Origin of the sequence: Methanothermobacter sp. (genome assembly GCF_049720995.1) — an archaeon.
GTDB lineage: Archaea > Methanobacteriota > Methanobacteria > Methanobacteriales > Methanothermobacteraceae > Methanothermobacter.
Genome location: NZ_JBNASF010000013.1, coordinates 21927 through 46414, shown reverse-complemented (window position 1 = coordinate 46414; position 24488 = coordinate 21927). Strand labels below are relative to the sequence as shown.

At 47.3% G+C, this 24488-nt stretch carries 25 protein-coding genes; 13 read left to right on the top strand and 12 right to left on the bottom strand.

The window, feature by feature from the left end:
- Window positions 1-119: 119 nt before the first annotated feature.
- Both nadC and ACPLJI_RS05525 read left to right on the top strand, forming a co-directional pair.
- Window positions 120-959, top strand: coding sequence for a carboxylating nicotinate-nucleotide diphosphorylase (nadC, locus tag ACPLJI_RS05530; RefSeq protein ID WP_424741161.1), 840 nt, complete (start codon window positions 120-122; stop codon window positions 957-959).
- Between the two features lie 140 nt (window positions 960-1099).
- Entirely contained in the window at window positions 1100-1489 is a 390-nt protein-coding gene (locus ACPLJI_RS05525; RefSeq protein ID WP_424730461.1) for a hypothetical protein, read from the top strand.
- Here the strand turns inward: ACPLJI_RS05525 and ACPLJI_RS05520 are convergent.
- The 3 genes from ACPLJI_RS05520 to ACPLJI_RS05510 form a co-directional block, all read right to left on the bottom strand.
- Window positions 1486-2076: a ZPR1 zinc finger domain-containing protein gene (locus ACPLJI_RS05520; protein ID WP_424730460.1), complete on the bottom strand. Its 591-nt coding sequence runs from the start codon at window positions 2074-2076 to the stop codon at window positions 1486-1488. The genes ACPLJI_RS05525 and ACPLJI_RS05520 overlap by 4 nt on opposite strands.
- A 70-nt stretch (window positions 2077-2146) precedes the next feature.
- The gene (locus ACPLJI_RS05515) at window positions 2147-3106 is read right to left on the bottom strand and encodes a 3H domain-containing protein (RefSeq protein ID WP_424730459.1); all 960 of its coding nucleotides are present in this window, start codon (window positions 3104-3106) and stop codon (window positions 2147-2149) included.
- Between the two features lie 27 nt (window positions 3107-3133).
- Window positions 3134-3481 carry a roadblock/LC7 domain-containing protein gene (locus ACPLJI_RS05510; RefSeq protein WP_010877438.1) on the bottom strand — a complete coding sequence of 116 codons (348 nt, stop codon included), beginning with the start codon at window positions 3479-3481 and terminating at the stop codon, window positions 3134-3136.
- A 127-nt stretch (window positions 3482-3608) separates the two neighbouring features.
- Here ACPLJI_RS05510 and ACPLJI_RS05505 point away from each other — a divergent pair, with 127 nt between their 5' ends.
- The 5 genes from ACPLJI_RS05505 to ACPLJI_RS05485 all read left to right on the top strand — a co-directional run bounded on the left by ACPLJI_RS05505 (window position 3609) and on the right by ACPLJI_RS05485 (window position 7882).
- Window positions 3609-4661 carry a DUF1611 domain-containing protein gene (locus ACPLJI_RS05505; RefSeq protein WP_424730458.1) on the top strand — a complete coding sequence of 351 codons (1053 nt, stop codon included), beginning with the start codon at window positions 3609-3611 and terminating at the stop codon, window positions 4659-4661.
- Window positions 4662-5021, top strand: a complete 360-nt coding sequence (locus tag ACPLJI_RS05500) for a hypothetical protein (RefSeq protein WP_424730457.1) — start codon at window positions 4662-4664, stop codon at window positions 5019-5021.
- Window positions 5022-5028: 7 nt separating this feature from the next.
- The gene (locus ACPLJI_RS05495; RefSeq protein ID WP_424730456.1) at window positions 5029-6120 is read left to right on the top strand and encodes a DUF2226 domain-containing protein; all 1092 of its coding nucleotides are present in this window, start codon (window positions 5029-5031) and stop codon (window positions 6118-6120) included.
- Between the two features lie 127 nt (window positions 6121-6247).
- Window positions 6248-7027 (top strand): septum site-determining protein MinD, encoded by a 780-nt coding sequence (locus ACPLJI_RS05490; protein ID WP_048176372.1) that lies wholly within the window; start codon window positions 6248-6250, stop codon window positions 7025-7027.
- A 21-nt stretch (window positions 7028-7048) separates the two neighbouring features.
- Window positions 7049-7882, top strand: a complete 834-nt coding sequence (locus ACPLJI_RS05485) for a carbohydrate kinase family protein (protein WP_424730467.1) — start codon at window positions 7049-7051, stop codon at window positions 7880-7882.
- Here the strand turns inward: ACPLJI_RS05485 and ACPLJI_RS05480 are convergent.
- Complete coding sequence (locus ACPLJI_RS05480; RefSeq protein ID WP_424730466.1) at window positions 7879-8628, bottom strand: TatD family hydrolase; 750 nt, start codon at window positions 8626-8628, stop codon at window positions 7879-7881. The genes ACPLJI_RS05485 and ACPLJI_RS05480 overlap by 4 nt on opposite strands.
- 105 nt (window positions 8629-8733) lie before the next feature.
- Here ACPLJI_RS05480 and ACPLJI_RS05475 point away from each other — a divergent pair, with 105 nt between their 5' ends.
- A complete protein-coding gene (locus tag ACPLJI_RS05475) occupies window positions 8734-9582 on the top strand; it encodes a helix-turn-helix transcriptional regulator (RefSeq protein WP_424730465.1) in 849 nt (282 codons plus the stop codon).
- 131 nt (window positions 9583-9713) lie between these two features.
- A complete protein-coding gene (locus ACPLJI_RS05470; protein WP_424741160.1) occupies window positions 9714-10481 on the top strand; it encodes a helix-turn-helix transcriptional regulator in 768 nt (255 codons plus the stop codon).
- Window positions 10482-10483: 2 nt separating this feature from the next.
- Here the strand turns inward: ACPLJI_RS05470 and glyS are convergent, their stop codons facing one another.
- From glyS to tfrB, 5 genes are read right to left on the bottom strand one after another with little or no spacing between them, the layout of a single operon-like run.
- Window positions 10484-12175 carry a glycine--tRNA ligase gene (glyS, locus tag ACPLJI_RS05465; protein ID WP_424730464.1) on the bottom strand — a complete coding sequence of 564 codons (1692 nt, stop codon included), beginning with the start codon at window positions 12173-12175 and terminating at the stop codon, window positions 10484-10486.
- 21 nt (window positions 12176-12196) lie between these two features.
- The gene (dcd, locus tag ACPLJI_RS05460; protein ID WP_424730454.1) at window positions 12197-12790 is read right to left on the bottom strand and encodes a dCTP deaminase; all 594 of its coding nucleotides are present in this window, start codon (window positions 12788-12790) and stop codon (window positions 12197-12199) included.
- Between the two features lie 21 nt (window positions 12791-12811).
- The gene (locus ACPLJI_RS05455) at window positions 12812-13882 is read right to left on the bottom strand and encodes a DUF1512 family protein (RefSeq protein WP_424730453.1); all 1071 of its coding nucleotides are present in this window, start codon (window positions 13880-13882) and stop codon (window positions 12812-12814) included.
- A gap of 39 nt (window positions 13883-13921) precedes the next feature.
- Window positions 13922-14644: a TrmJ/YjtD family RNA methyltransferase gene (locus ACPLJI_RS05450; RefSeq protein ID WP_424730452.1), complete on the bottom strand. Its 723-nt coding sequence runs from the start codon at window positions 14642-14644 to the stop codon at window positions 13922-13924.
- Window positions 14645-14657: 13 nt separating this feature from the next.
- Window positions 14658-16127 (bottom strand): fumarate reductase (CoM/CoB) subunit TfrB, encoded by a 1470-nt coding sequence (gene tfrB, locus ACPLJI_RS05445; protein WP_424730451.1) that lies wholly within the window; start codon window positions 16125-16127, stop codon window positions 14658-14660.
- 214 nt (window positions 16128-16341) lie between these two features.
- On the opposite strand from tfrB, the gene iorA reads away from it, so the two are divergent.
- Both iorA and ACPLJI_RS05435 read left to right on the top strand, forming a co-directional pair.
- A complete protein-coding gene (iorA, locus tag ACPLJI_RS05440; RefSeq protein WP_424730450.1) occupies window positions 16342-18198 on the top strand; it encodes an indolepyruvate ferredoxin oxidoreductase subunit alpha in 1857 nt (618 codons plus the stop codon).
- Complete coding sequence (locus ACPLJI_RS05435; protein ID WP_424730449.1) at window positions 18195-18785, top strand: indolepyruvate oxidoreductase subunit beta; 591 nt, start codon at window positions 18195-18197, stop codon at window positions 18783-18785. The genes iorA and ACPLJI_RS05435 overlap by 4 nt, the downstream gene beginning before the upstream one ends.
- A gap of 12 nt (window positions 18786-18797) precedes the next feature.
- Here ACPLJI_RS05435 and ACPLJI_RS05430 read toward each other — a convergent pair whose 3' ends face one another.
- Both ACPLJI_RS05430 and ACPLJI_RS05425 read right to left on the bottom strand, forming a co-directional pair.
- Window positions 18798-19229 carry an ACT domain-containing protein gene (locus tag ACPLJI_RS05430; protein ID WP_424730448.1) on the bottom strand — a complete coding sequence of 144 codons (432 nt, stop codon included), beginning with the start codon at window positions 19227-19229 and terminating at the stop codon, window positions 18798-18800.
- A 14-nt stretch (window positions 19230-19243) separates the two neighbouring features.
- Window positions 19244-20545 carry a phenylacetate--CoA ligase gene (locus ACPLJI_RS05425; RefSeq protein ID WP_424730447.1) on the bottom strand — a complete coding sequence of 434 codons (1302 nt, stop codon included), beginning with the start codon at window positions 20543-20545 and terminating at the stop codon, window positions 19244-19246.
- 112 nt (window positions 20546-20657) lie between these two features.
- Here ACPLJI_RS05425 and ACPLJI_RS05420 point away from each other — a divergent pair, with 112 nt between their 5' ends.
- Together ACPLJI_RS05420 and ACPLJI_RS05415 are read left to right on the top strand one after the other, a co-directional pair.
- The gene (locus tag ACPLJI_RS05420; protein ID WP_424730446.1) at window positions 20658-22238 is read left to right on the top strand and encodes a sodium:solute symporter family protein; all 1581 of its coding nucleotides are present in this window, start codon (window positions 20658-20660) and stop codon (window positions 22236-22238) included.
- A gap of 15 nt (window positions 22239-22253) precedes the next feature.
- Window positions 22254-22445 (top strand): symporter small accessory protein, encoded by a 192-nt coding sequence (locus ACPLJI_RS05415; protein ID WP_424730445.1) that lies wholly within the window; start codon window positions 22254-22256, stop codon window positions 22443-22445.
- A gap of 127 nt (window positions 22446-22572) precedes the next feature.
- Here ACPLJI_RS05415 and ACPLJI_RS05410 read toward each other — a convergent pair whose 3' ends face one another.
- Complete coding sequence (locus ACPLJI_RS05410; RefSeq protein ID WP_424730444.1) at window positions 22573-24468, bottom strand: YhgE/Pip domain-containing protein; 1896 nt, start codon at window positions 24466-24468, stop codon at window positions 22573-22575.
- Between the last annotated feature and the right edge of the window lie 20 nt (window positions 24469-24488).

Here is a 24488-nt window from a genome sequence, read left to right as displayed (position 1 = left end):
AGATTCTGATTCATGGTCATAAAATTTATAATTCTTCCCTTTAGGATATCTGCTTGAGATTCTGATTCATGGTCATAAAATTTATAATTCTTCCCTTTATATTAATTTAGGGGATCTTCATGATTGACATTCTCAGGGAAATGATCAGGGCAGACGTGGGATTTGAGGATATAACAACAGAGGCACTTGTTGAAAGGGGTACATTGGCGGTGGCGGATGTCATAGCCAGGGAGGATGGCATAATTGCAGGTGTGGATGTGTCAGGGATCATAGCCGGGGAATTTGGAATTGAAATGAACAGGCTGAAACTGGATGGTGATCCGGTTAAAGCAGGTGAGAGGGTTATAATCCTCGAGGGGGAAGCTTCAGATATCCTAAAGATCGAGAGGACAATGCTGAATCTCATGATGAGAATGAGCGGCATAGCCGCCCTCACAAAAAGCATGATTGAGCGTGTGAGGTCAGTGAACCCTCATGTGAGGATAGCCGCCACCAGGAAGACGACTCCTGGACTGCAGTGGTTTGAAAAGCAGGCAGTTAAAATTGGTGGTGGTGACACCCATCGATTCAGACTTGATGACTGTGCAATGATCAAGGACAATCACATAGCAATCGCTGGAAGTGTGGGGGACGCGGTGAGGCGTGTTAAGGAACATGTGAGCTTCACAAAGAAGGTTGAGGTTGAGGTTGAAAGGCCGGGTGACGCTGTACTGGCGGCAGATGCAGGGGCCGACATCATCTTGCTTGATAATATGAACCCGGGGGACGTCAGGAAAGCGCTGGAGAAACTTGAAAGTGCCGGGCTGAGGGACAGAGTAATTGTTGAGGCATCAGGGGGTATAAAACCTGAAAATATAGATAAATATGCTTCCACTGGAGTTGATGTGATATCAATGGGGTTTATAACCACATCAGCCCATCCACTTGACCTCAGCCTTGAGATAAGGGAACTGAAATGACCTTTAATTCTGGTAATCAGAACCATTAATTATAATTAAAGATGGTCCTAATTTCTGCTGTTATATTTGGTGTTTCTTTGATTATATGGAATACATTTATATACCTTGAGCATGATATAGTCACATGGAGGTAGAAACCTATGGAGAATGAAGAGATCCAGAATAACAATGCTGACATGGAAGCTGAAGAGGAAACCGAGGAATTACCCTTTGCCAAGGCAGAGGTTGTCAGGCTCATGAAACAGCACCTTGACAGTGACAAGATGATACGTGAAAGGGTCAAGGTTGAGATGAACAGATTCCTTGGAGAAATCCTCGAGAAGGTATGCAAACAGCTTAACCAGTACCCCTATGCCACAGTGGAATACGAGATGCTCAAGGAGTGCATATATCCCTACAAGAACATTGAAAGAATAAACCAGGAAAAGGAACGCCTCCTGGCACACCTTGAGGCAATAAAGGCCGACTGTGATGCAATGGGTATGGATATCAAACGCACACTCAAACTAAGGGATGTTGATGAGGACTAATCGCCCTCATCAATTTCATCTGACTCAAAAACCATGAAGCCTGTCTTGAGGGATCTTATTTCTTCATCTGATAGCTTTTCCCTCACAGCACGCGGGTGGCCAACAAAACTCTGGCCGAATGGATCCTCAATTATAACTGTGACATTCCTTTTTCCCCCGCGAACTTCACGGAGCATTTCCAGGATCTCTGAGGCCTTTTCTTTTGATTCATCCTCCTCAAAGAGGTTGATGGCTGTTTTGACGGCGGTTTCAAATCTCTCAACAACGCCCTCAATGTTGGAGATGTAACCTGTTGATCTGGGGCCCGGTTCAACCTTCAGTCCCAGTTCAGGTATCCTTATGGTTGCTGACTGGGACTTGACCACCCTTGCATTGAGTGTTTCATCCCCAACTTCGATTGTGTACCTTGATGGTTCCTTCTGCTCGAGGCAGATTATATCGGTGCTTCTGTAGCCGCATCTACTGCAGATGAGTACGGATTCCATTATCTCCCCGAAGTAGGGAATCTCCTCAACCCTGCTGATGGCGGTCATACACTTCTTTCCACTGCAGACTGGACAGTCGATCTTCATATCCTGCTGGTTCAATCTGTCACCCCTGTACTCCCTCTCAAAGAACCTGAATTAAGTGAATGGATCATCAAGTTTACACTGCATATCAGTTCTCTTCCCGGTAGATGAGTCCTCTTTCATCAAGCTCATTCAGTATTGCCTGAAGACTCTCAGGATCCGGTGCACATATCCTGTGGCTGTGGATGTTATCTGAAAGCGTGTAAAGCCTTTCAAGATCTCTTTTTCGCTTTGGACTCTCATTTAACCGCTTAAGAAATCTTTCAGCCTCTGACGGGTCGTATACGTTAACCTCACGTTTGAGTGGCTGTGAAAATCCAGGTATTGGATAGGCTACGTCAACGATTCTTCCGCCATGCCTCTTAATGATAATGTCTATAACCTCACCGAGGCGTTCAACAGGGTGCTGAAGCGTCACTTCGGCGCAGTTTTCTCTTATGAATGATAGCATCCTTTTAATGGTGCACCTTATGTCGTCGTTGTTAATCACCGGTACTTCATGCTCCATGGCCTTTCTTACAAGGTAGTCATGTATGACACGGTTCTCACGGAAGTATTCAAGGTGTTTTCCACCCCTCTTTACCTCCATGGCCCTCTTAACGAAGCGCTCCTTATGGAGATTCTCCTCGGCAGACAGAACAAAAAAATGAATTGATGCATTTTCCTCAAATTTTTCAATGTCCAGGAGGCCGGGCAGGAGGTGGACGCCCTCTATGGCCACATCATCAGAGTCAGCAACAGCCCTTTCAATAACCTTCTCAACTGCGGGGATAACGAATGATGCGTGTTCCTCAAAACCTGCGCATATCAGTGACTCAATGTTGTGGTTACGGAAGCGCTCTTTATCCCTCAGTGTGGTGTAGGCATCAAATGAGGATTTATGGAGTGCCGGAGCATAATCTGGACCGATTATACCCCTTACGATCTCCCTTATGAAATCTGTTTCTATAAGGTGCTTTATGTTCAGCTCCCTTGCAAGTTCTGATGCAACGGTGGACTTCCCAATTCCTGAAGCACTTCCTATAAGTATCACATAGGGTTTTCTCAATTTTCACGCCCCATATTTAAAATAGAGTTATGTAAGGAGATCCTTAACGCGTTCGGCACTTCTCCTCATCTCAATACGAATAAGACCAAGATTTATATCAACATCGGTTATCAGTACAAGTATTCCCTCCCCGGCGTCTATCATGAGGGTCTTACCCCTGGTACCCTCAATCATAACCTGTTCAAGGGGCTCATGCTTTATTTCCTCGGCGGACCTTTCTGCAGTACCGAAAACTGCTGAAGCCATTGCAGCGACCAGTTCCCCGTCTATGTCGGATGGAACCTCACTTTCGATTACAAGACCATCCTTACCAACAACAAGGGAACCATTTACCCCATTGATCCTACCTAAATCTTTAAGTATTCTTGCTATCATACTATGCCTCCATAAACAGAGTATTCTACCCAAAATATATATGCTTTAAGCATTTATTAATTAAATGAGTATGACTAACTAATTAACAGTTTCTATTTGATTCCAGCAATATTAAAGGAGTGATTATTTGCACATATTATCTTCTGTTGAGGAACTGAGGGAGCTGAATCCGTTTATAATCATTGGATGTGGTGGTGGAGGAGAAAAATTTGCAAATTTCGAGGGAGTCGAACCTGTCGGATTTGTTGACGATGACCCCAGAAAGCATGGAAAGGATTTCTGTGGATTTAAGGTATCATCAAACCTCCTTAAGCTTATACATGAGACCGATGCAAGAAGTGTTGCAATAATGCTCCCCATAGGTGCAGAGGGCACCGCCCTCAAGTATGCTGTGCAGGCGATCAATGAGGGTAAAAATGTTGTGACCTCATTCAGATCACTCCCACTGGCAGATAACACATCGCTCGTCAAATTTGCAGAGCAGATGAATGTAACAATCAAGGAGATAAGCCCCCGCCTTGACAACGTAAGAAAGATATTTGGGGTTGCACCCCCACGCTGCACAGAGGTACTCCCAAAGATAAAATACAGGCACAGATCGCCGCTGGTATTTGTTGGGGGCACCTCACAGGAGTGCGGCAAACGTACAACCACAAGACTTCTGGGAAAGGAGGCAAGGGAAAGGGGCCTTGAGGTGGGAGTTATCTCAACCGATGAGATGGGTCTTGAGCAGCCGGTTGACATAAATTTCCGGGCAGGGAGTCTCTCTGTTATGGATGTTGCCGCGGCTGTTATGGGCTCAGTGAAGTACCTTGAGGAGGAAAAGGATCCTGACCTGATATTCATAGAGGGCCAGTCAAGCCTCACAGAAAGGAGAAACCCTCACCCAAGGGGTTTATCTGCCTCAATACTTATAGGGGCGATGCCAGACGTTACGGTGCTATGTCACAGGCCAAACCATCCCTACAGAAAACCAAGGGGGATAAAGGATGAGATAAGGGCCATAGAGGCAATCGAACCAACCAGGGTTATAGGGATTTCCTTAAATTTAAGAAACATGACTGACAGATCAATAATGGAAAGGTATGAAGCACGTTTCGGGCTTCCTGTTGTTGATGTTAAGAATGGGGGGGCTTCAAGATTGATGGATGTGATCATGGAGCACATAGGGGAGATTTAGTTGAGGGACATTCTCGAAATGCTGAAGAAAAGTGTGGGGCTTGATGAGGAAGTTAAGGAACCTGAGGAGACAGAAACAATAATAGTGCCGGAGCATTCCTTCTATGAGATCATTCTCCTGAAGGCAAAATCCATTGGGGATGTGGATGATGCACTCTCCCAGGTGACTGATGAGAAGAATCCGGTTATACTTGATCTAACCGACATCCAGAGGGATAATCCATCGGATTTCAAGGCAGTGGGAGAACGGATAAAGGATCTAAGGGAGAATCATGGTGCGGAGGCGATACTGCTCTGCAATAAGGAGAAGAATGTGGTTATAATAACTCCACGGGAAATTAAACTCATCAGAAAGGGGTAGTGAAAATATGGAGCTTCCGATAACCAAGCCATCCAAGATTTCCTACGGCGATGAGATAGATTTCAGCGAACTTCTTGAAAAACTTGCCTCGGATGAATACAATGGATTCATAAGGATTACACATGCATCCGACGAGGGCTACATTCTATTCAGGGATGGAGTGTACGTTGCGGCATCATATGACAGATTCATGAAGGAGGAAGCTCTTGAAAGGATAATGGAAGTGGCCGATAAAACAGATACCCTCATAGAGCTCTTTGATCTTAAAAGATCACAGCTCGATTACCTCATGGATATAAACAGAATCTACACAATAGAACAAAGAAAGGGGATCGAGCCTCAAGTGGCTGAAGAGGAGGACTACTTCAATCCAAAGGAAGCAAGCTACAGGCAGCCCATAACAGATGAAGGGACACCTGGAACTTCTGAAATAGCCGGTGATACTTCCCCTGACATGGAAGATACTGAATTCACCGTTGATCTGGAAGGAAAAAATGTAGAATCATCTGAAACCCAGGGGAAGCCTCAGGTTGAGGTTAAACAAGAAGTTCCCGAAAAACCCCAGACTTTAGAGACTGAGGAGTCTCCTGAAATTCCGGCTGCCGATGGATCGATTGATGCTGACACCGGGGAGGAGGGGGGACTGGGGACTGATGATTCGGAATCAATGGATGTGTCTGCCTCCAAACCCCTCAGCAGAGACGAGCTCATGAAAAAATATGGCCTCAGGGATATAGGTGAAGAGGAGGTCGAAAAGGTCCTTGAGACATATAAGGGTGGTGCAATCACTGATATTGATCCTGAAAGGGTTGAACTGACCCTTATGAATAAAATAAAAATGTCTATACTGGGAATACCCCGTATAAAGGGCGCTGAGGTGATTGTTTTCCTTGACAACACATACGACCTCAGTGGGAGGATTAAGATAATGGTTGAACATGAGGGTAAGGGTATCTTCTCAAGGATCATGGGGGATTCAAAGGAGGAGGAAAACCTCAAATTTCATATAATGGATATTGTTGAGATGGAACTCAGAAAAACCTTCAGGGATTTCCCAGAGATAGTGGATAACTTTGAGGTGAGTATTGAGGTGCGGTGATCTGCCTTTGCTGTACCGGACATCAATATTTATAGGTGAGTATTGAGGTGCGGTGATCTGCCTTTGCTGTACCGGACATCAATATTTATATTAGGATAACTGTTATTATCTATGTGGAGGTATTGGAATGACAAGAGTGATTACAGTCGCATCAGGTAAGGGAGGTGTGGGGAAGACAACCATCACTGCTAACCTGGGTGTTGCTCTCTCAACCTACGGTGAAAGGGTTGTTGTGCTTGACGCTGATATAGCAATGGCAAACCTTGAACTCATCCTTGGGATGGAGGGTAAATCCGTCACACTTCATGATGTTCTCGCAGGCAACGCTTCAATTGAGGACGCGGTTTATGAGGGTCCCAATGGCGTGAGGGTGGTACCTGCTGGCATATCCCTTGAGGGGCTCAGAAACGTTAAACTTGACCGCCTTGAGGATGCCCTTGCTTACCTAATAGAGGATACTGATATACTCCTTATAGATGCTCCTGCGGGTCTTGAAAAGGACGCTGTTGCAGCACTTGCAGCTGCAGACGAACTTCTGCTTGTCACAACACCAGAGGTACCATCAATAAGTGATGCCCTCAAAACAAAGATCGTCGCAAGTAAACTTGGCATCAACATAATAGGTGTTGTAATAAACCGTGAGCAGTACGATAAAACCTTCCTGAGTGTTGAGGAGGTTGAGACAATACTTGAGGTACCTGTTATTGCGGTGATACCTGATGATCCTGAGGTGAGCAGGGCGGCAGCCTTTGGTGAGCCGATAGTCATTAAGAATCCAAAGTCCCCTGCAAGCAATTCCCTGATGAAACTTGCAGCGGATCTCATCGGCGAGGAATATCAGCCAATAGAACCAGACAAGCAGGGTGTTATCGCCAAACTCATAAGCGGTTTGATGGGGCGAAGGTGATCACCCCGGTGATTTATTTTGATGAGTGTTGTAAGTGTTGGAACCTGCAACATGGACTTTATTTTTCGGGTGCCCGGATTCGTTGAACCGGACTCTGAGATGTACATAGAAGATTTACATGTCATTCCTGGCGGTTCAGCGTTCAACTTTGCCGTGTGGATCTCCCACCTTGGATTTAATGCGGGAATTGTATCATCCCTTGGAAGGGATGTTTACGGGTATATGATCACATCCCTTCTGGAATCCAGAGGTGTTGATACATCATGCATATCAAGACAGGATGAAACAACTGGAATGGCCTTCATATCAGTGGATGGAGCGGGTAGGAGGTCCATTTATTCCTACATGGGCGCAAATGCCAGTCTTGAGATTGGTGAACTGGAATCAAGGTATATACTGGCAGCAGATGCAGTTCATCTAAGTGGCTGCTACATTGAGGTTGCCAGTGCGGTTTCAGGTATCAGGGACATCTCCTTCAGCCCCGGCACACTGCTGGCATCATATGGCATTGAAGGGCTTTCCCGTGTTCTTGAGAGAACCAGCATAATATTTCTGAATGATCATGAGCTTGAGATTCTAACCGGCTCCAGGAGATCAGGAATTGAAAGACTTCTTGAGGTAGGGGCTGGAAACGTGGTGGTGACCCATGGACCCCATGGGGCATCCTTCTTTTCAAAGGACCACTCTGAGACCATTGAAATTGAGGCTGAAGATGCACTGGATACCACAGGGGCAGGAGACGCCTTTGCAGCGGGTTTCATGTCAATGTGGCTCAGAGGTTCAGAACCAGCGGATTGCCTGAGAAACGGTCACAGGTTGGCACTCATGGTGATTTCAAGGATGGGAGCATTTTAGATTGACCCGATTTTAAGTAGATCCCTTATGTTTTCAGCAGAAACCCGCCTTATATCACTGCTGCTGAAACCCTCCATCTTCATTCTCTGAACCGTCCTTGGAACTGAGAGGGGATCAGATGGCGCTGAGCTCATGTCACTGTTAAGTACAAACCTTTCTGTTCCATATTCCTGCAGAATTTCAACTGCTTCCTCCGGTGTGAGCTTTTCAGGCTGCACAGTAAGTCCAAGCATGCACTCGGTTTCCACAAGCTCCGGGAGAACCTCCCTGTTAACATGTTCAACCACCACCAGGGACTCATTGATTGTACCATCTATCAGATCCATTATCTCTGGGGTAACATCGGCCTTTCCTCTCCGTGGAGTGTGGACAATCACAGGGTAACCAAGTTCCTCAGCCACCTTTAGCTGGGCTTTAAAAACATCTTTTTCAATTTCTGAACCAGAGTCAAGACCCACCTCACCAACAGCAACCACAGATGGATTTCTGAGGATATCCGGGAGTTTTTCAATCACCCTTTCAGGGTCGTGGGGTATTGCCCTGGGGTGTATTCCAAGGGCTGTATAGAGTTTTAACCCGTTGCGGGCGGCCCTCTCAGTGTCCACTGTTAGCAGCCTCTGGAAATGAGCCATAACAACATCGGATGATATCATCTCCAGAGGGTCATGGGCACAGGTAAGGGCCCCCTCTACACCGCTCACAGCCATAAGCTCAAAATCTTCAAAGGGTCTTGTATCTGCATGTATATGGCTATCTATCAGTTCAAATCCTCCTTTAGACCACTACAACTTTAAATTATTCAATAAAATATTTAAAATCTGATGAATATAAGGATGTGAGGAGGCTGTTTGATGTACGAGGAGAGGCTCACCGACGTATACGAATATCTCTATGAGGATCTTCAGTTCATCCTCAAATCCAGCATAAGGTTCAGAATAATGGTTTCGCTTCTTGGGTCACCAAAAACCTTTGATGAGATTAAATGGGAGGTTAATGTGAGCCTTCCGGCACTCTACAGTAACATAAGATTACTTCTTGAGGAGGGGTCCATAAGCAGGTCGGGAGACTCTTACAGCCTTACATCAGAGGCAAGCCTCAAAACTCTCTCAGCACTGAAATTAATGAACTCTGTGAGAGTTATAAATGCATTTGATGAAATCTGGCTGAATCATGATATCAGTGGGATTCCTGAATACCTCATTGAGGATATTGACTGGATCATAAATTCTGAACTTATCAGGTCAGCGCCTGAAGATATATACAGACCCCATAACACCTACAGGGAACTCATAGCGGATTCTGAGGTGGTTTATGGCGTATCCCCGATCTCTCACAGGGACCTGGTTGATATCTATGAGGGGCTCCTGGAAAGGGGGGTTCCTGTTGAACTTGTCCTGACAGATGGCGTGATACGGGAGATGGTTTTAAATGCAAGTTTCGGGCTCCTAAAGACGGCAATTAAGAAGAGAAACCTTAAGATTCTCAGATTTCCCGGTCCGTTGAAGGTTGCATTCACTGTGACTGACAGGTTTCTCTCACTGGGCCTTTTTGATAGCAGAGGATTTTATGACCAGAACAGGGATATCATGAGCACCGACAGTAGAGCCATTGAATGGGGCTTCCGGCTCTATGAACATTACAGGGATCGATCTGAAAAGCTTGGCATCAGAAACCTGACTGGAATCATGTTATCAGTATAGGAGGTCCGGGGATGAAACTTAGCAGTGATTTTAACTTACTTTCAGGGCTTCAAGGTGACATTCATGATTTGCTTGCCGAGATCAGATTTATAGCGGGATCCAGGGTGCGATCAGGAGTAATACTCAATCTTATGGATGGAGAAAAAGGGGTTTCTGAGATCAGGGACATCATAAGGACCTCAAATTCAGCCACCACACATGCACTAATGGAACTGGAGGAAAGGAAGCTGGTGGAGAGGTCATCAGACACATGCAGATTAACGTCAAAGGGGAAGCTTATGGGAGTCACCCTATCAAAATTTATGAACTCAATGGATGCTGTAAGACTTCACAGGGAATTCTGGAACAAACATTCAATCGGATCAATTCCTACAGAGTTTCTCATGGATATAAACGTCTTCAGGGATGCTTATATTGTTGAGGCAACACAGGATGACCTCCAGAGACCACACACCACCTATTCTGAGATGCTGGATAACGCCACCCACCTCAGGACAATGCTCTCATCCTGCCTTCCCAGGCACACAGAATCACTGGCAAGCTTCGTTGAGACTGGTGGAACAGCGGAGTTCATACTGACACCCGACACATATCATGTTTTTCTCGGGGACTATGGTTTAATGAATCTCCAGGAACTCATGGATTCAGATTTACTGAGAATCGCGTTTCTTCCTGAGAAACAGGAACTTTCGTACATGATATCCGATAAATTTTTTTCAATGAGCCTGTTTAAAAGGGATGGGGTTCATTCCTCAGAAACGGAAATCCTGATGGGTCATGGGGAGGAGATTCTCCAGTGGGGTAACAGGCTATTTGACTACCACTGGAGCCTCTCATCGGTGCTGGACAGCGAAGCTCTGGGCAGTATCAGGGAGACCCCGCTTCCTCTGGAGGATTAGTTTCAGGATTTTATAAATTCCTCCAACTTTGAATCCAGTTCCTCAATCTTCAACCTTATCTGACTGCAGTCATCCCTGCTCCTGAGGGTTACTGTTCCATCCTCAAGGGTTTCATGGTCCACAGTAACCGCAAATGGAACCCCTATTTCATCTGAACGGGCATATCTTCTCCCTATGGTTCCTGATGAGTCAAATTCAGCTATGAAACCTGATTTTCTGAGCTTTCTTTTAATTTCAAGGGCAACTTCAACCATTTCTTTCTTGTTTACAAGGGGGAACACGCTGACCTCGACCGGTGCAACATGCGGAGGAAGGCGGAAGTAGGTCCTTTCATCCTCATCCACAAGGGAATGCAGGAGAAGGGTGTAAATTATCCTGTCAATACCAAATGATGGCTCTATGACATGTGGATAGACCTTTTCACCAGTCACAACCTCCTCCACGTCCTCAAAGCTCACATCATCTGGCAGTATTTCGAATTCACCGTCTATGATGAATTTACCCTCATCTCTGAGCGCTTTTTCCACTTCATCAGCTTCAATTTCACTGAGTGTCTGAGCTATCCTTGCAGCGTCCTTCCGGAATCGTGGCCCGAGCCTTCCCATGTCCGGTTTAACAGCGCGCCTTTTAATCTTCCTTGGCTTTTCGTACTCTATGAACACCCTCAGGTCCTCGCCACTGTACTGGCTGTGGGATTTTAGATCATAGTCTGTCCTGTCAGCTATCCCTATAATCTCTATCCAGCCATAGGAATCTGTGAATGCCTCAACGTCCCAGCAATCAATTGCATAGTGGGCCATTTCAGATGGAAGGTGCTGCCTGAACCTCAAGGCATCCTCGGGTATACCTATATCTGTGAGGAACCTCTTTGCAAGGCAGAGGTGGTATGTCAGTACTTCACTTGATACGATGCCCCTTTCAACTGCTTCAGCCGCAGTCAGCTCAATGGGCTCTGAACCATCAAGCTGGTCCTCCGCAGGGTATAATCTGAGTTTATCCCCTTTAACAGTATCAAAATCAGGGTGTGACTTGTCTTCAGGGTTAACGAATATCTCAGCCTCTGCCTGTGTAAACTCACGGAGCCTTATGACACCCTGCCTGGGTGATATCTCATTGCGGTATGATTTGCCGAGCTGAACAACCCCAAATGGCAGACGGTTCCTGAAGAACCTCAGAAGCCTCTTGAAGGGTATGAATATCCCCTGCGCAGTTTCAGGTCGGAGATAACCTGTTTTTTTGCCTTTAGCCCCTATCAGGGTCTGGAACATGAGGTTGTAGCTCCATACATGGGTCAGGTGTCCACCACACCTCGGGCACCTTATGCCCTCATCTGATATTATCTCTGTAAGTTCATGGTTCTCGAGGCCCTCAACGTCCCTTCCTGTTGCATCCTCAATTATGTGGTCGGCCCTGTAGACATCCATGCACTCCTTGCACTGGGTCATGGGGTCATTGAAGTGGTCAACGTGTCCTGATGCCTTGAGTGCCTCCTCTGGCATTATGGTGGGGGACTCTATTTCATAGAAGCCCTCCCTGACCACATAGAATTCACGCCACCTGTTCATTATTTTGTTCTTGAGTGTTGCTCCAAGCGGTCCATAATCCACGAAACCTGCCACACCTGAGTAGATCTCAAATGAGGACCATAGGAAACCTCTCTTCCTTGCAACTGTCATTGTCTTTTCATGATTCAACATGATCACTCCTTAGGTTTTTCAGATCCTTGAGGTTCTTATTTCATAATCATCCTTTATCCTGCTTGTCTGGGGCCTTGTCTGGCCGATATATTTGCTTTCACGTGATGGGTGACCATACGGTTTCTCTGCAGGACTTGTCATTGTCTCAAAGACTATCTGGCAGACCCTCTGACCGGGGTAGAGGGCCACCGGCATCTTACCTATGTTGGATATCTCAAGGGTTATCCTCCCATGGAAGCCAGGGTCCACGTATCCTGCAGTTACATGCATGGTTATGCCGAGCCTCCCGATGGATGACCGGCCCTCAACCCTTGCAACAAGGTTATCTGGCAGCCCTATGTATTCATAGGTTGTTGCAAGGGCAAATTCACCTGGATGTATTATGAAGGGACCATCCTCCACATGAAAGGTCTCCATGTAAGACTCTATGTCCGCGGGGTCCTTGGGGTCTATGCAGGGTTTTCTTATGACCCGGAATCCCCTGAATTCATCGCCTATTCTGAGGTCAACCGATGATGGCTGTATCTGCCTTTCAGGGTCATCAAGGGGATCTATGGTTATAAGACCCTCCTCAAGGTACCTTTTTATGTCACGGTCGCTGAGTATTGCCATTAGAACATCTCCTTTTTATTTTCAGGTTTCATTCTTTTCCTTTGCCTTGATCTCCCCGGCGTTTTCAACTGCATCAGGAATTCCGCTGCTGTTACCCACACCTATTATGAGGATTGAATCTGCATCTGATCTGGATATTATATCCCTTATTCGGGAGTGGGCGACACTGCAGGCGTCAAGTATTTCCCTCGTCATATGGGACATCGCCTCCTCAGGGGACATCTTTATTATTATGGCGCGGGTTCTGTGTTCAAGTATCATGTTCTCCATGAACCACTTTTCAACGCCAGGACCACCCATGGCCACCCCGACCCCCTCAGCCACCGCACCTGTTTTTTCACCCTCCAGTTTGGCGGCAGCATCGACCATTATCACCTCATCGAACTCATCCTCACTGAGGATCTCCTCAAGGGCCTTCACCACCATTCCAAGCCTTGAACCAGGTCCATGTGGCTTCAGAATACCAATATCCTTATCCATGAATCTTTTCCTTACATATACCATGTCATGCAGGTGTTTTTTGCTGTCCATTTCATCTATGAGCATCCCTGCTGTGAGGGGGCCAGCCCCGTCACCCAGGGGCAGGGATGAGGATATTGCCCTGCAGCCATCCAGGTATGCCCTGGCGGTCCTCATGATCAGCGCAAGGTTCATCTGGAGTGCAACCAGGATCTGAAGGTTTCCTGTTTTTCTTGACAGTTCAAGGTTATGCCTCAGAAATTTAAGAATACCCCTGATACCCGCTGTCACCTTTATACACATAATTATACTGGCCCTTCTTTCGCTGTCCGCATCTGGAGAAAGTTCTTCAACCATCTCCCTGATCTGGAGGTCTCCCATCTCCAGGAGCCTTCTGAATTTATCTGCAAGTCCCGATGGATCAATATCCGAGGGGGGTACTATGAAGAACTCCAGGTGGTCATCCAGGAGCCCTTCATCTGTGATGCCACTGAGGTCCATTATGGTCTTCCTGGCTTTCTTCTCCATATCCTCCAGTTCCTTGATGGCACCCTCAACCGCCGAGAACATCCTCATCCTGATGATAACCGGCAGAAAAATGATGAGTATGATGAAGATGATGACACCCACCATATCCAGTGAACCGAAAAACAGACCAAGACCTCCTTAACTTCATTCTTTCATCCTGTTCTTTATTCTCCGGAGGACACCCTTAAGTGTATGGGCCTCCCTTGCGGTTATGAAGGCCCTCCCGGTCACATTCCTGAACACCCTGGAGGCAACCTTCTTCTTGTGTGGGGGAAGGTCAATCAATGAGATTATCTCATCCATCTCATCCACAAGAAGTTTTTTTTCAACTCCTGAGGCCTCCTCAAGTCCTTCGCAGCCAAAATCTCTTTTTTTAAATATCTCATAAAATATTATTGCGGCGGCGTGGGTTATATTCATTATGGGGTATTCTCTATCTGTGGGTATACTCACCACCATGTCGCACAGCCCAATTTCACTGTTTGAAAGCCCGTCCCCCTCACGTCCAAAAAGGATGAAGGTCCTTGAGGCGGGGTTAATTGCTGAGGCGAGTTGGGATGGCCTTAGGGGTATCCTGTCAACGTTGTAGCTCCCTCCAGGCACCCCTGTTGTTCCAACAAGAAAGTCAGGTTCAAGGTTTTCCATCATCTCATCAAGGGTCTGGTAGATGATTGCATCCTCAACAAGGTCCCTGGCATGCATAGCCTGGTAGTAGGCCTCATCCTCAAGTCTGCAGGGGTTTATGAGGATGAGATTCTGAAGGCCGAAATTCTTCATGGCCCTCGCAAGGAAACCCACATTCCCTGGAGTTTCAGGTTCCACAAAGACGACGCCAATGTTTTTGGAGAGGAGCTCGTAAACTTCCATGTTCAGATCCCCTTCAGTCATCAGAATAGGCCATGTCGAGGAGTTCAAGGATGTTCATGACCTTCACGTCCCCAAGACCCTCCTTCTCAAGGGAATCCCTGATATGGAGCTGGCAGAATGGGCATATTGTTATCACGGCGTCAACGTTGAGTTTGCGTATCATCTCAGCCTTCTTCCTTCCCAGACTTTCGGCTATCTCAGGTTTACCGGATTTCACACCCCCACCGGATCCACAGCACTGTCCCTGTTTTTCCATTTCAACAAATTCAAGGCCTGGGATGCTTTTCAGTATCTTCCTTGGCTCCAGTTTAACACCCTGACCCCTCAGAAGGTGGCAGGGGTCATGGTAGGTCACTCGCATGTTGACCGGTTTCATTTTAATGTCGTCAATCCGATCCGCCAGGAATTCGCTGATGTCAAGGACGTTCAGTTTAACGCCATAATGGGGATAGTCCTTCTTGAGGGTGGCTCCACAGCCCGCACACACCGTTATTATGGTATCATACCCTTCAAGCGCCCTTCTGTTTCTCTCAACAAGATCCTCAACAATGTCAAGCTGACCTGTCCTTATCATGGGTGATCCGCAGCACACCTGACCCTCAGGGACGTCAACCTCAAAGCCGTGTTCCCTGAGCACCCTAAGAAGTGCCATCCCAACCTCTGGCATCCTGTAGTCAACCAGACAGCCTGTGAAGAATCCTATTCTTGAACCGGGTTTACTCCCAACTGATTCAATGAAACCTTCCCCTATACGGTCAACGGATCTTCCTGTCTCTGAAATGAGTTTCCTGATGTTCCTGTGGGCATCGAGGGGTCCTGCACCCTCTCTGCAGGCCATTGCCCTCAGCTTTTCAATTGCATCCCCCGGTACATTGAGTTCCTTTGGGCATACCTCTGCACATTTACCGCAGGTGGTACAGCAGTAAAGACCCTCCCTGACACCTAAAACGGCTCTTTCAGCCTCATCACGGGGATCGAAGGCAAATTTTGATATGTACCTCATGAAGTAGGGCCCTGCATACTCTGTGCTCTCCTTTATAATGGGACATGAACTTATACAGGAGAAACACTCTATGCATCCCCTCAGTTTCTTGGTGTCCTGGTAATCCTCCGGTTTGATCCTCTGGATGCCCGTGGCTTCTGACTGGAGGTAGAGGCCCATGGCCCTCACCTTATCCTCTATTTCGCTCCTGTCAACCATCAGGTCCTTTATAACCGGTAGATCCACTGGCTCAATAACGGATCCGTCCTCCACCTCTGCCCTGCATGCCAGGACAACCTCTCCGTTCATCTTAACAGCACATGAACCACACTGCCCTGCCCTGCATGAGCTTCTGAAGGCAATGTTAGCATTGTACATCCTGTTTATGAGCTGAAGGGCATCAAGGACCTTCATTTTTTCTCTGGAAGGTATATCATAACTTTCAAGATGTGGTTTCTCATCTGCACCGGGCTCAAACCTTAAAACCTTAACATTTATCATTTTTATCTCCGCACAGAGTCATGTGAAGAACATTATAGAATTAACTGAATCTTAATTGTTCATGGTCCATATTAAGGTTTGTGATTCTAACTGATAAATTTTTTATGAAATGTTGATAGATGTATTCTGAGTACGGTTGCTATGTGTACTGACGGGATGTATCGCCTTGCAGGCCATCCGCAGCAGAGTACTCAAATTACTCCGAGGTGATTCCATGGAACTGGAGGATATACTTGAAGCCGGAAGGGGCGATAGATTATTCTTACTTGGTAACGAGGCAGCAGTGAGGGCTGCAATAGAGTCAGGAGTTGGTGTAGCAAGCACCTACCCTGGGACACCATCATCTGAGATAGGGAATGTCCTATCAAAGATTGCAAAGAGGGCTGGAATCTACTTTGAATTCTCGATAAATGAGAAGGTGGCACTTGAAGTCGCAGCAGCAGCCGCTGCATCCGGGGTCCGCTCATTCACATTCATGAAGCACGTGGGGCTGAATGTTGCATCAGACTCATTCATGAGTGTAGCATACACCGGTGTGAGGGCAGGGATGGTTGTCCTGTCTGCCGATGACCCCTCAATGTTTTCATCACAGAATGAACAGGATAACAGGCACTATGCACGCCTTGCAGCGGTTCCACTCCTTGAGCCCTCAAGTCCACAGGAGATCCTTGAATACATGAATCATGCCTTTGAACTCTCTGAGGAGTACGGGGTACCTGTGCTTTTAAGGACCACAACCAGGGTCTCACACATGAGGGGGGTCGTGGAGGTTGGCGAGAGAAGGGCCGAACCTGTGAAGGGATTTTTCAGGAAGAATCCAGAGCAGTTCGTACCTGTACCTGCAACCGCAAGGGTGATGCACAGGGAACTTGTTGAGAAGATGAAGAAGCTTAAGGGGGTTGCGGACGCCTCAAAACTGAACAGAGTACTCAATGATGACGCAGAATCTGCTCTGGGAATAATTGCATCCGGAGGGGCTTTCAACTATGTATACGATGCACTCCAGACGCTTGGACTTGATATTCCCGTACTTAAACTGGGATTCACATATCCCTTCCCTTCAGGCCTTGTTGCCGAGTTCCTCTCTGGACTTGAAGGGGTGCTTGTTGTTGAGGAGGTGGACCCTGTAATGGAGAAGGAGGTCCTTGCAGTCGCGGCATCTGAGGGCCTTGATGTGGGGGTCCATGGAAAACTCGACGGCACACTCCCTGAGATATATGAGTACAGTGAGGACATAGTGAGAAGGGCCATTTCAGGACTTGCAGGAATCAGAATCCATGAAAATAAAATAGAAGCGCCTGAGTTACCTGAAAGACCCCCGGCACTCTGCCCGGGGTGTCCCCACAGGGCCATGTACTATTCAGTGCGGAGGGCCGCCACTGAACTCGGTATCCAGGGGGAGGATCTCATATTCCCCACCGATATCGGATGCTACACCCTGGGGATAGAGCCGCCCTACTCTGCAGCAGATTATCTCCTAAGCATGGGGTCAAGTGTGGGTACCTCCTGCGGGTTTTCGGCTGCAACATCCCAGAGGATAGTTTCATTCATAGGGGATTCCACCTTTTTCCATGCAGGTATACCTCCACTCATAAATGCTGTTCACAACCGGCAGAGGTTTGTGCTGGTTATACTGGATAACAGGACAACTGCAATGACAGGTGGACAGCCACACCCCGGACTCCCTGTTGATGGGATGGGGGAGGAGGCCCCCGCCATATCCATAGAGGATATCGCCAGGGCCTGTGGTGTTGAATTTGTGGAGACCGTTAACCCCATGAACATAAGAAGATCCTCTGAAATCATAGGGAGGGCACTTCAGCACGAATCTGTGGCTGTGGTTATATCCAGATACCCCTGCATGCTATCTGAGGGTGCTGTGCGGGGAAGGCCGGTAAGGGTTGATGAGGAGCGCTGTGATCTCTGTCTTGAATGCCTCAATGAACTTGCGTGTCCAGCTATGGTTGAGGAAGATGGAAGGGTTTTAATAGATCCCCTCCACTGCAGGGGCTGTACAGTATGCCTCCAGATATGCCCGGCAGGAGCCATAAGACCGGAGGGAAAAAGATGAGCTACAACATATATGTGTGTGGTGTGGGCGGCCAGGGAATAATAAAGACATCTGTTATAATCGGCGAGGCCGCCATGAATGAGGGAATGAATGTCGTCATGAGTGAGATCCATGGGATGGCCCAGAGGGGTGGTGCTGTCTCAACAGAGATAAGATTCGGTGATGTGAGGGGTTCCATCATACCTCAGGGGGAAGCTGACCTTGTCATAGCCTTTGAACCCCTTGAGGCCATGAGGGCACTCCCCAAAATGTCAAAAGACGCTTGTGTAATTGTAAATACATCAAAAATACCACAATTTAACCTGATAAAGAGTCCGCACCCTTACCCTCCACTGGAAGAGATAATTAAAACTCTTGAGGAGAGTGCAGGTAGTGTGAGGAGTTTCAATGGGGAGGAAATAGCTGTGGGGGCTGGCCACATACTGTCACTTAACATGGTCATGCTGGGCGCTGCAGCGGCCACCAGCGGGTTCCCTCTGGGAAGAGAGACACTTATGGAGTCAATGAAGAATAACCTGCCCCCTAAGTTGATGGAAGTGAATATGAGGGCATTCAATGAGGGATTTGAGACCGTTAATTGCGAATGAGGGTTGGATGATTTAGAGGATGTAGATATCCTCTGATGAAAGCACAGGAATACCTGCATCCTCAAGTGCACTTATACCCTCATCAACATCCTCTGTTCTTATAACAACAACTGCCTTTTCCCCCTTTTTTTCAACGAAGGCGTAGATGTATTCCACGTTTATATCCCTCTTTGTGAGCACGCCCAGTATACCGTCAAGTCCTCCAGGTTCATCAGGCACTTCAACGGCTATTACATCATTGACCCTTACCACGAAGTTATTCTTCTCAAGGGCCTTCCTTGCAGCTTCAGGATCCGAAACTATCATCCTCAGTATTCCAAATTCGGATGTGTCCGCAATGGAAAGGGCCCTTATGTTCACACCCTCCTCTGAAAGGGCGTGAATGGCATTTTTCAACCTGCCCTTTCTGTTTTCAAGAAAGACTGATATCTGCTTCAGTTTCATTTAAGGCACCTCCATTAGTCAAATTTCCTCTTATCTATGACCCTTATGGCTTTACCCTCACTTCTTGGAAGGCTTCCGGGTTCGACAAGTGTAACGTTGACACGAAGACCTATTTCACTGTGTATATGCTTCTCTATCATCCTTCTGGCCTCTTCCACATGTTTAACCTCATCTGAGAAGAGTTCGGGGGACGCTTCGACCTGAACCTCAAGTTCATCCAGAAACTCGGGCCTTGTGACGACTATCTGGTAGTGTGGTTCAAGACCCTTTATCTTGAGGAGGGCCCTTTCGATCTGTGATGGGAAGACAATGACACCCCTGATCTTGAGCATGTCGTCGCTTCTTCCGGTTATCCTGTCCATCCTCACAAGGGTACGGCCGCAACCGCATTCATCGTCCCTGAGGGCTGTTATGTCCTTTGTCCTGAACCTGAGGATTGGCATACCCTCCCTTGTGAGTGTTGTGAGTACCAGCTCCCCCTTCCTGCCATAGGGGAGTTTCTCTCCTGTTCCGGGGTCTATTATCTCAGGGTAGAAGTGATCCTCAAAGATGTGAAGGCCGTTTTTCTCGGTACACTCCTGGGCGACGCCTGGCCCTATTATCTCTGTCAGGCCATAGATGTTAAGGGCGGTGAGACCCAGTCTTTCCTCTATGGCATTTCTCATTTCTTCAGTCCACATCTCGGCGCCGAATATGCCTGATTTGAGGTTCAGACTTTCAATGTCAACACCCTCCTTTTCAAGGACCTCTGCAAGGTAAAGTGCGTAGGAGGGTGTACATGTTATTACTGTGGTCCCGAAGTCCTGCATTATCTCTATCTGCCTCTTGGTGTTACCCGCTGAGATGGGGATGACGGTAGCCCCAATCTTCTGGGCCCCGTAGTGGACACCAAGACCTCCAGTGAAAAGTCCGTAGCCATAGCAGTTCTGTATCCGGTCCTTTTTTGTTGCCATGCCCATGGTGAGGGATCTTGCCATGACCTCTGACCATATTTCAAGGTCCCTCCTGGTGTAACCGGAAACAACTGGCTTACCTGTGGTCCCTGAGGATGTATGGACCTCCACTATATCCTCATCTGGCACGGCAAACATCCCGAAGGGGTATGCTTCCCTGAGGTCATTCTTGGTTGTGAAGGGCAGCTTCTCTATATCATCAAGTGTTTCTATGTCCTCTGGAAACACTTCTAAATCGGTTAAACGTTTATTGTAGTAGGGTACGTTTTCATAAGCCCTTTTAACTGTCTCCTGCAGTCTCCTGAGCTGTAATTCCTGTTTTTCTTCCTGACTCATGCATTCTGCTTCAGGGTTCCATATCATTTTGATCTCCTTCGAATGTGATTCCTCTCAGTTTTCTTTCTGTAAAGACTTATATGTTAATTATCATTATCGTTAATTATAAATTGTAACTGAAAGATAAGGAGGATGTTGAATGGATTTTCTGGTACTTGGTATCGTTGTTCTCATCTACTTCCTTCTTGTGGGCTACGTTGGTTATGTGGCCTGGAGGAGGACAGAGACCTCAGAGGATTACATGGTGGCCGGCAGGAAGACCCATCCTTACATCATGGCCATGAGTTACGGCGCCACGTTTATAAGTACGGCGGCGATTGTGGGGTTTGGTGGCATGGCCGGTGTGTTTGGGATGGGTATACTCTGGCTGGTATTTCTCAACATACTTGTTGGTATATTCATTGCGTTTGTGTTCTTTGGTAAGCGCACAAGAAAGATGGGTCATAACATGTCTGCCCTCACCTTCCCGGAGTTCCTGGGGAGGAGGTTCGATAGCAGGTTCCTCCAGTCATTTGGGGGGGCCATAATATTCCTGGGAATGCCACTCTACGCATCAGTGGTCCTTATAGGGGCCGCAAGGTTTATTGAAACCACCCTTGGACTTAACTTCAACATAGCCCTCATATTGATGGCTGTTATTGTTGCTGTTTATGTTGTTCTGGGTGGTATACGTGGTGTGATGTATACCGATGCCCTCCAGGGGACCATAATGTTTCTGGGCATGATTTTCCTTGTTGTGTCAACCTATTACATCCTTGGTGGGGTGGTGGATGCTCATCAGGCCCTCACCAACATTTCGCACCTGGTTCCTGCAAATGCACGGGCTATGGGGGCAACTGGCTGGACCAGTATGCCTGTTTATGGCAGCCCCTACTGGTGGACCCTCCTATCAACAATAATACTCGGAGTGGGTGTGGGTGTCCTTGCACAGCCACAGCTGATAGTGAGGTTCATGACGGTGAGGTCCAACAGGGAGCTCAACAGGGGTGTTCTGATAGGAGCACTCTTCATATTCGTGATGACATGGAGTGCCTATGTGGTGGGGGCTCTTTCAAATGTTTACTTCTTCAAAAAGGCTGGCATGATTGCTGTGAAGGCTGCCGGGGGGAATGCGGATAAGATCATACCTGTTTTCATTAACTCTGCCATGCCTGAGTGGTTTTCCTACATCTTCATGCTGACCCTGCTCTCTGCTGCAATGTCCACACTCAGTGCACAGTTCCATGTGCAGGGTACCGCCATAGGAAGGGACGTGTATGAGACTCTTAGGAATAAAAAGGGCGAAAGTTCCGTCCTCATAGCAAGGGGTGGTATCATAATCGCGGTTCTGATAGCCCTTGTTCTGGGTTACCTGCTGCCGGGGAGCATAATTGCGCAGGGGACGGCTCTCTTCTTTGGCATATGTGCTGCTTCTTTCCTTTCTGTTTATGCGGCGGCGATTTTCTGGAAGAGGGCTACCCGTGAGGGCGCGATTGCAGGCATGGTTTCAGGTGCCATTGTGAGTCTCTTGTGGCTTCTTTTTGAGTATAAGAAGACTGCGGAGGCTCTTGGGGTTGCTAAGGCCATTTTTGGGGGTCCCGTCGTAGCTTCGATGCCCTGGCCTGTTGTTGACCCTATACTTATAGGGGTGCCTGTCTCGGCGGTTTTCATGGTTGCTGTGAGTCTTCTTACAGAGCCACCGTCCCGTGAGCATGTTGAGAGGTGTTTTGAGGGAGTCTGATGTGGAGGTTATGTGATGGTTCTGGGTATACCTGATCCCTGGGTCTGGAGTGCTTACCTCCTCTGTATCATTGTGACGGTATTCTGTGTTCTTTATGGTATTGTGAACTGGAACCGTGGCGGTGAGGATGAGGAGGACCAGATAATGGAGGAGCTCCGGTGGGAGGAAGAAGAGAAGAAAATGGAAGAGGATGAACTGGGCCTCTAGGCCCCTCTTTTATTTATTATTTTGAAATCATTCACAGAATATGGACGATATAATTTCTTAGAACCACTTCAATTTCTTAAAAAATTCAGTGATCAGCTCTAACAAAAAATTAAAAATAAATAGTTAATCAGAAAAGACCGCTTTCTTCCAGTTTGCTCTCCATCCAGTGGGCCCTTTTATCCATTTTCTCCTTTACAAGTACCGTGATAAGGAAGGTCACCACAGGGAAGAGGGCAAGAACTGCAATGTTCTTCCAGTAGATACCCCAGATCACCCCACCGACGACCTCCCTAAGAGCACCCACAGCGTAGGTTAGCGGAAGGTACGGGTGGATGGCCTGGAAAAATGGTGGCAGGAGTTCAACAGGGAATATGCCCCCTGTACCTGTGATCTGAAGCACCAGAATTATTATTGAAAGGGCCTTTCCCGCGTTCCCCAGGGCGGATGTGAGGGAATAGATTATGAGCATGGAACAGATGCTCACATAGATGGCTGTCAGCAGAAACAGCAACCTCCCTGTTATCTGCACCTGAAGGAGCATGGCGCCTGCTGCAACAACAAGGGCCTGACAGATGGCTATTATGATGAAGAGCCCCATCCTTCCAAAGTACACCTGTATGCTGCTGTATTCACCGTACTTCACCCTCATGCTTATCATTGCAACTGCGATAATACCACCTATCCAGAGGGATATGGGTATGTAGAAGGGTGCAAGCGCAGATCCGTAATTCTTCACAGGGTAGATATGCTCCTTCTCCATTTTTACCGGGCTCCTGAAGTATTCCCTCACAGCGGAAGGATCAATGTCAGCCAGTCTCACGAGGCTGTTGAGGTCATCCTCACTGATCATGCCGAGCTTTCTGTGGGCGTCCTGAATCGCTGATCGCATAACCGGCCACCTGGAGTTTGCGATGGCGAGTTTTGATGACGCATCGCTCATGGCAGCATCTATCTGTGCTCTGTTGTTCATTAGCATGTTCAGTGCACTGTCCATTTTGTTGAGGGATTCTCTGAGCTTCACAAGGCGTTCTGTGGTCCCCTTTGTTTTGAGATCAGTCTCTATACCCTCCAGTATACCCATAACTGAGGTCGCCTTCTGGATATTGGCGTCTATCTGGTCCATCGCTGTTTTTAACTTTGGATCTCCGGTTGCGGAATATAAACTGCCAAGAACAGCCTTCAGGTATTTCATTGAGGTTATGGCCTCTGAAAGGTGGGCTTCCATGGTCTGGACTGTTGATAGAGCCTTTGCAGGGTCTTTTCCAATGTAACTTTCTAGCAGACCGTATTTCTCCTTTACAAACTTTGCGTTTTCCTGAATTTCTGGCAAATCACTTTTCAGTCCTGACCAGAGGTTCTGTCCCTTTTCAAGGTCTGAATTTGCTGTGCTGAGGGTTTCATCGATTTTACCGAGGTTTCCGTTGAGTTCGCTGATGAATTTTTTTGTCCTGAGGATATCATCCCTGTTTGCCCTTGCAAGTTCACCGGCACTGCTTATCTTCCCGAATATTATGCCGTCAATGGTCTTCACCACTTCACTGTTTATCCTTGCCTGAAGTGCATCTGCACCGGCATTTGTTATCCTTGGAGCCACCGGGTTCAGCTTGTCATTCACTATGTATTCAATACTGGCCTGCCGGGGGGTACCGTTCCTTATGGATAGGAGGTCTGAGCTGAAGTTTCCTGGTATTATGAGTACTGCGTAGTAGTCCCCATCCCTCAGTCCCTCCATGGCCTCTGACCTATCAACGAACTGCCAGTTGAAGTTTCTGTTATTTCTGAGTTCATCCACGAATTCTGCACCCACATTGAGCTGTTCACCCTCAAAATTCACTCCATCATCCTCATTGACCACCGCAACCCTGATGTTGGATGTCTTTGAGTAGGGGTCGAGGGTTGCCTGTATGTTGAAAACTGCGTACAGTGCCGGGATACAGATAATCACTGCTATGACGAATAGCACCACGGGACTGTTTTTAACGGTCTTGATGTCATTCCAGAATATTTCCAGGGCTTTTTTCATCGGTTTTATGCCTCCAGAGA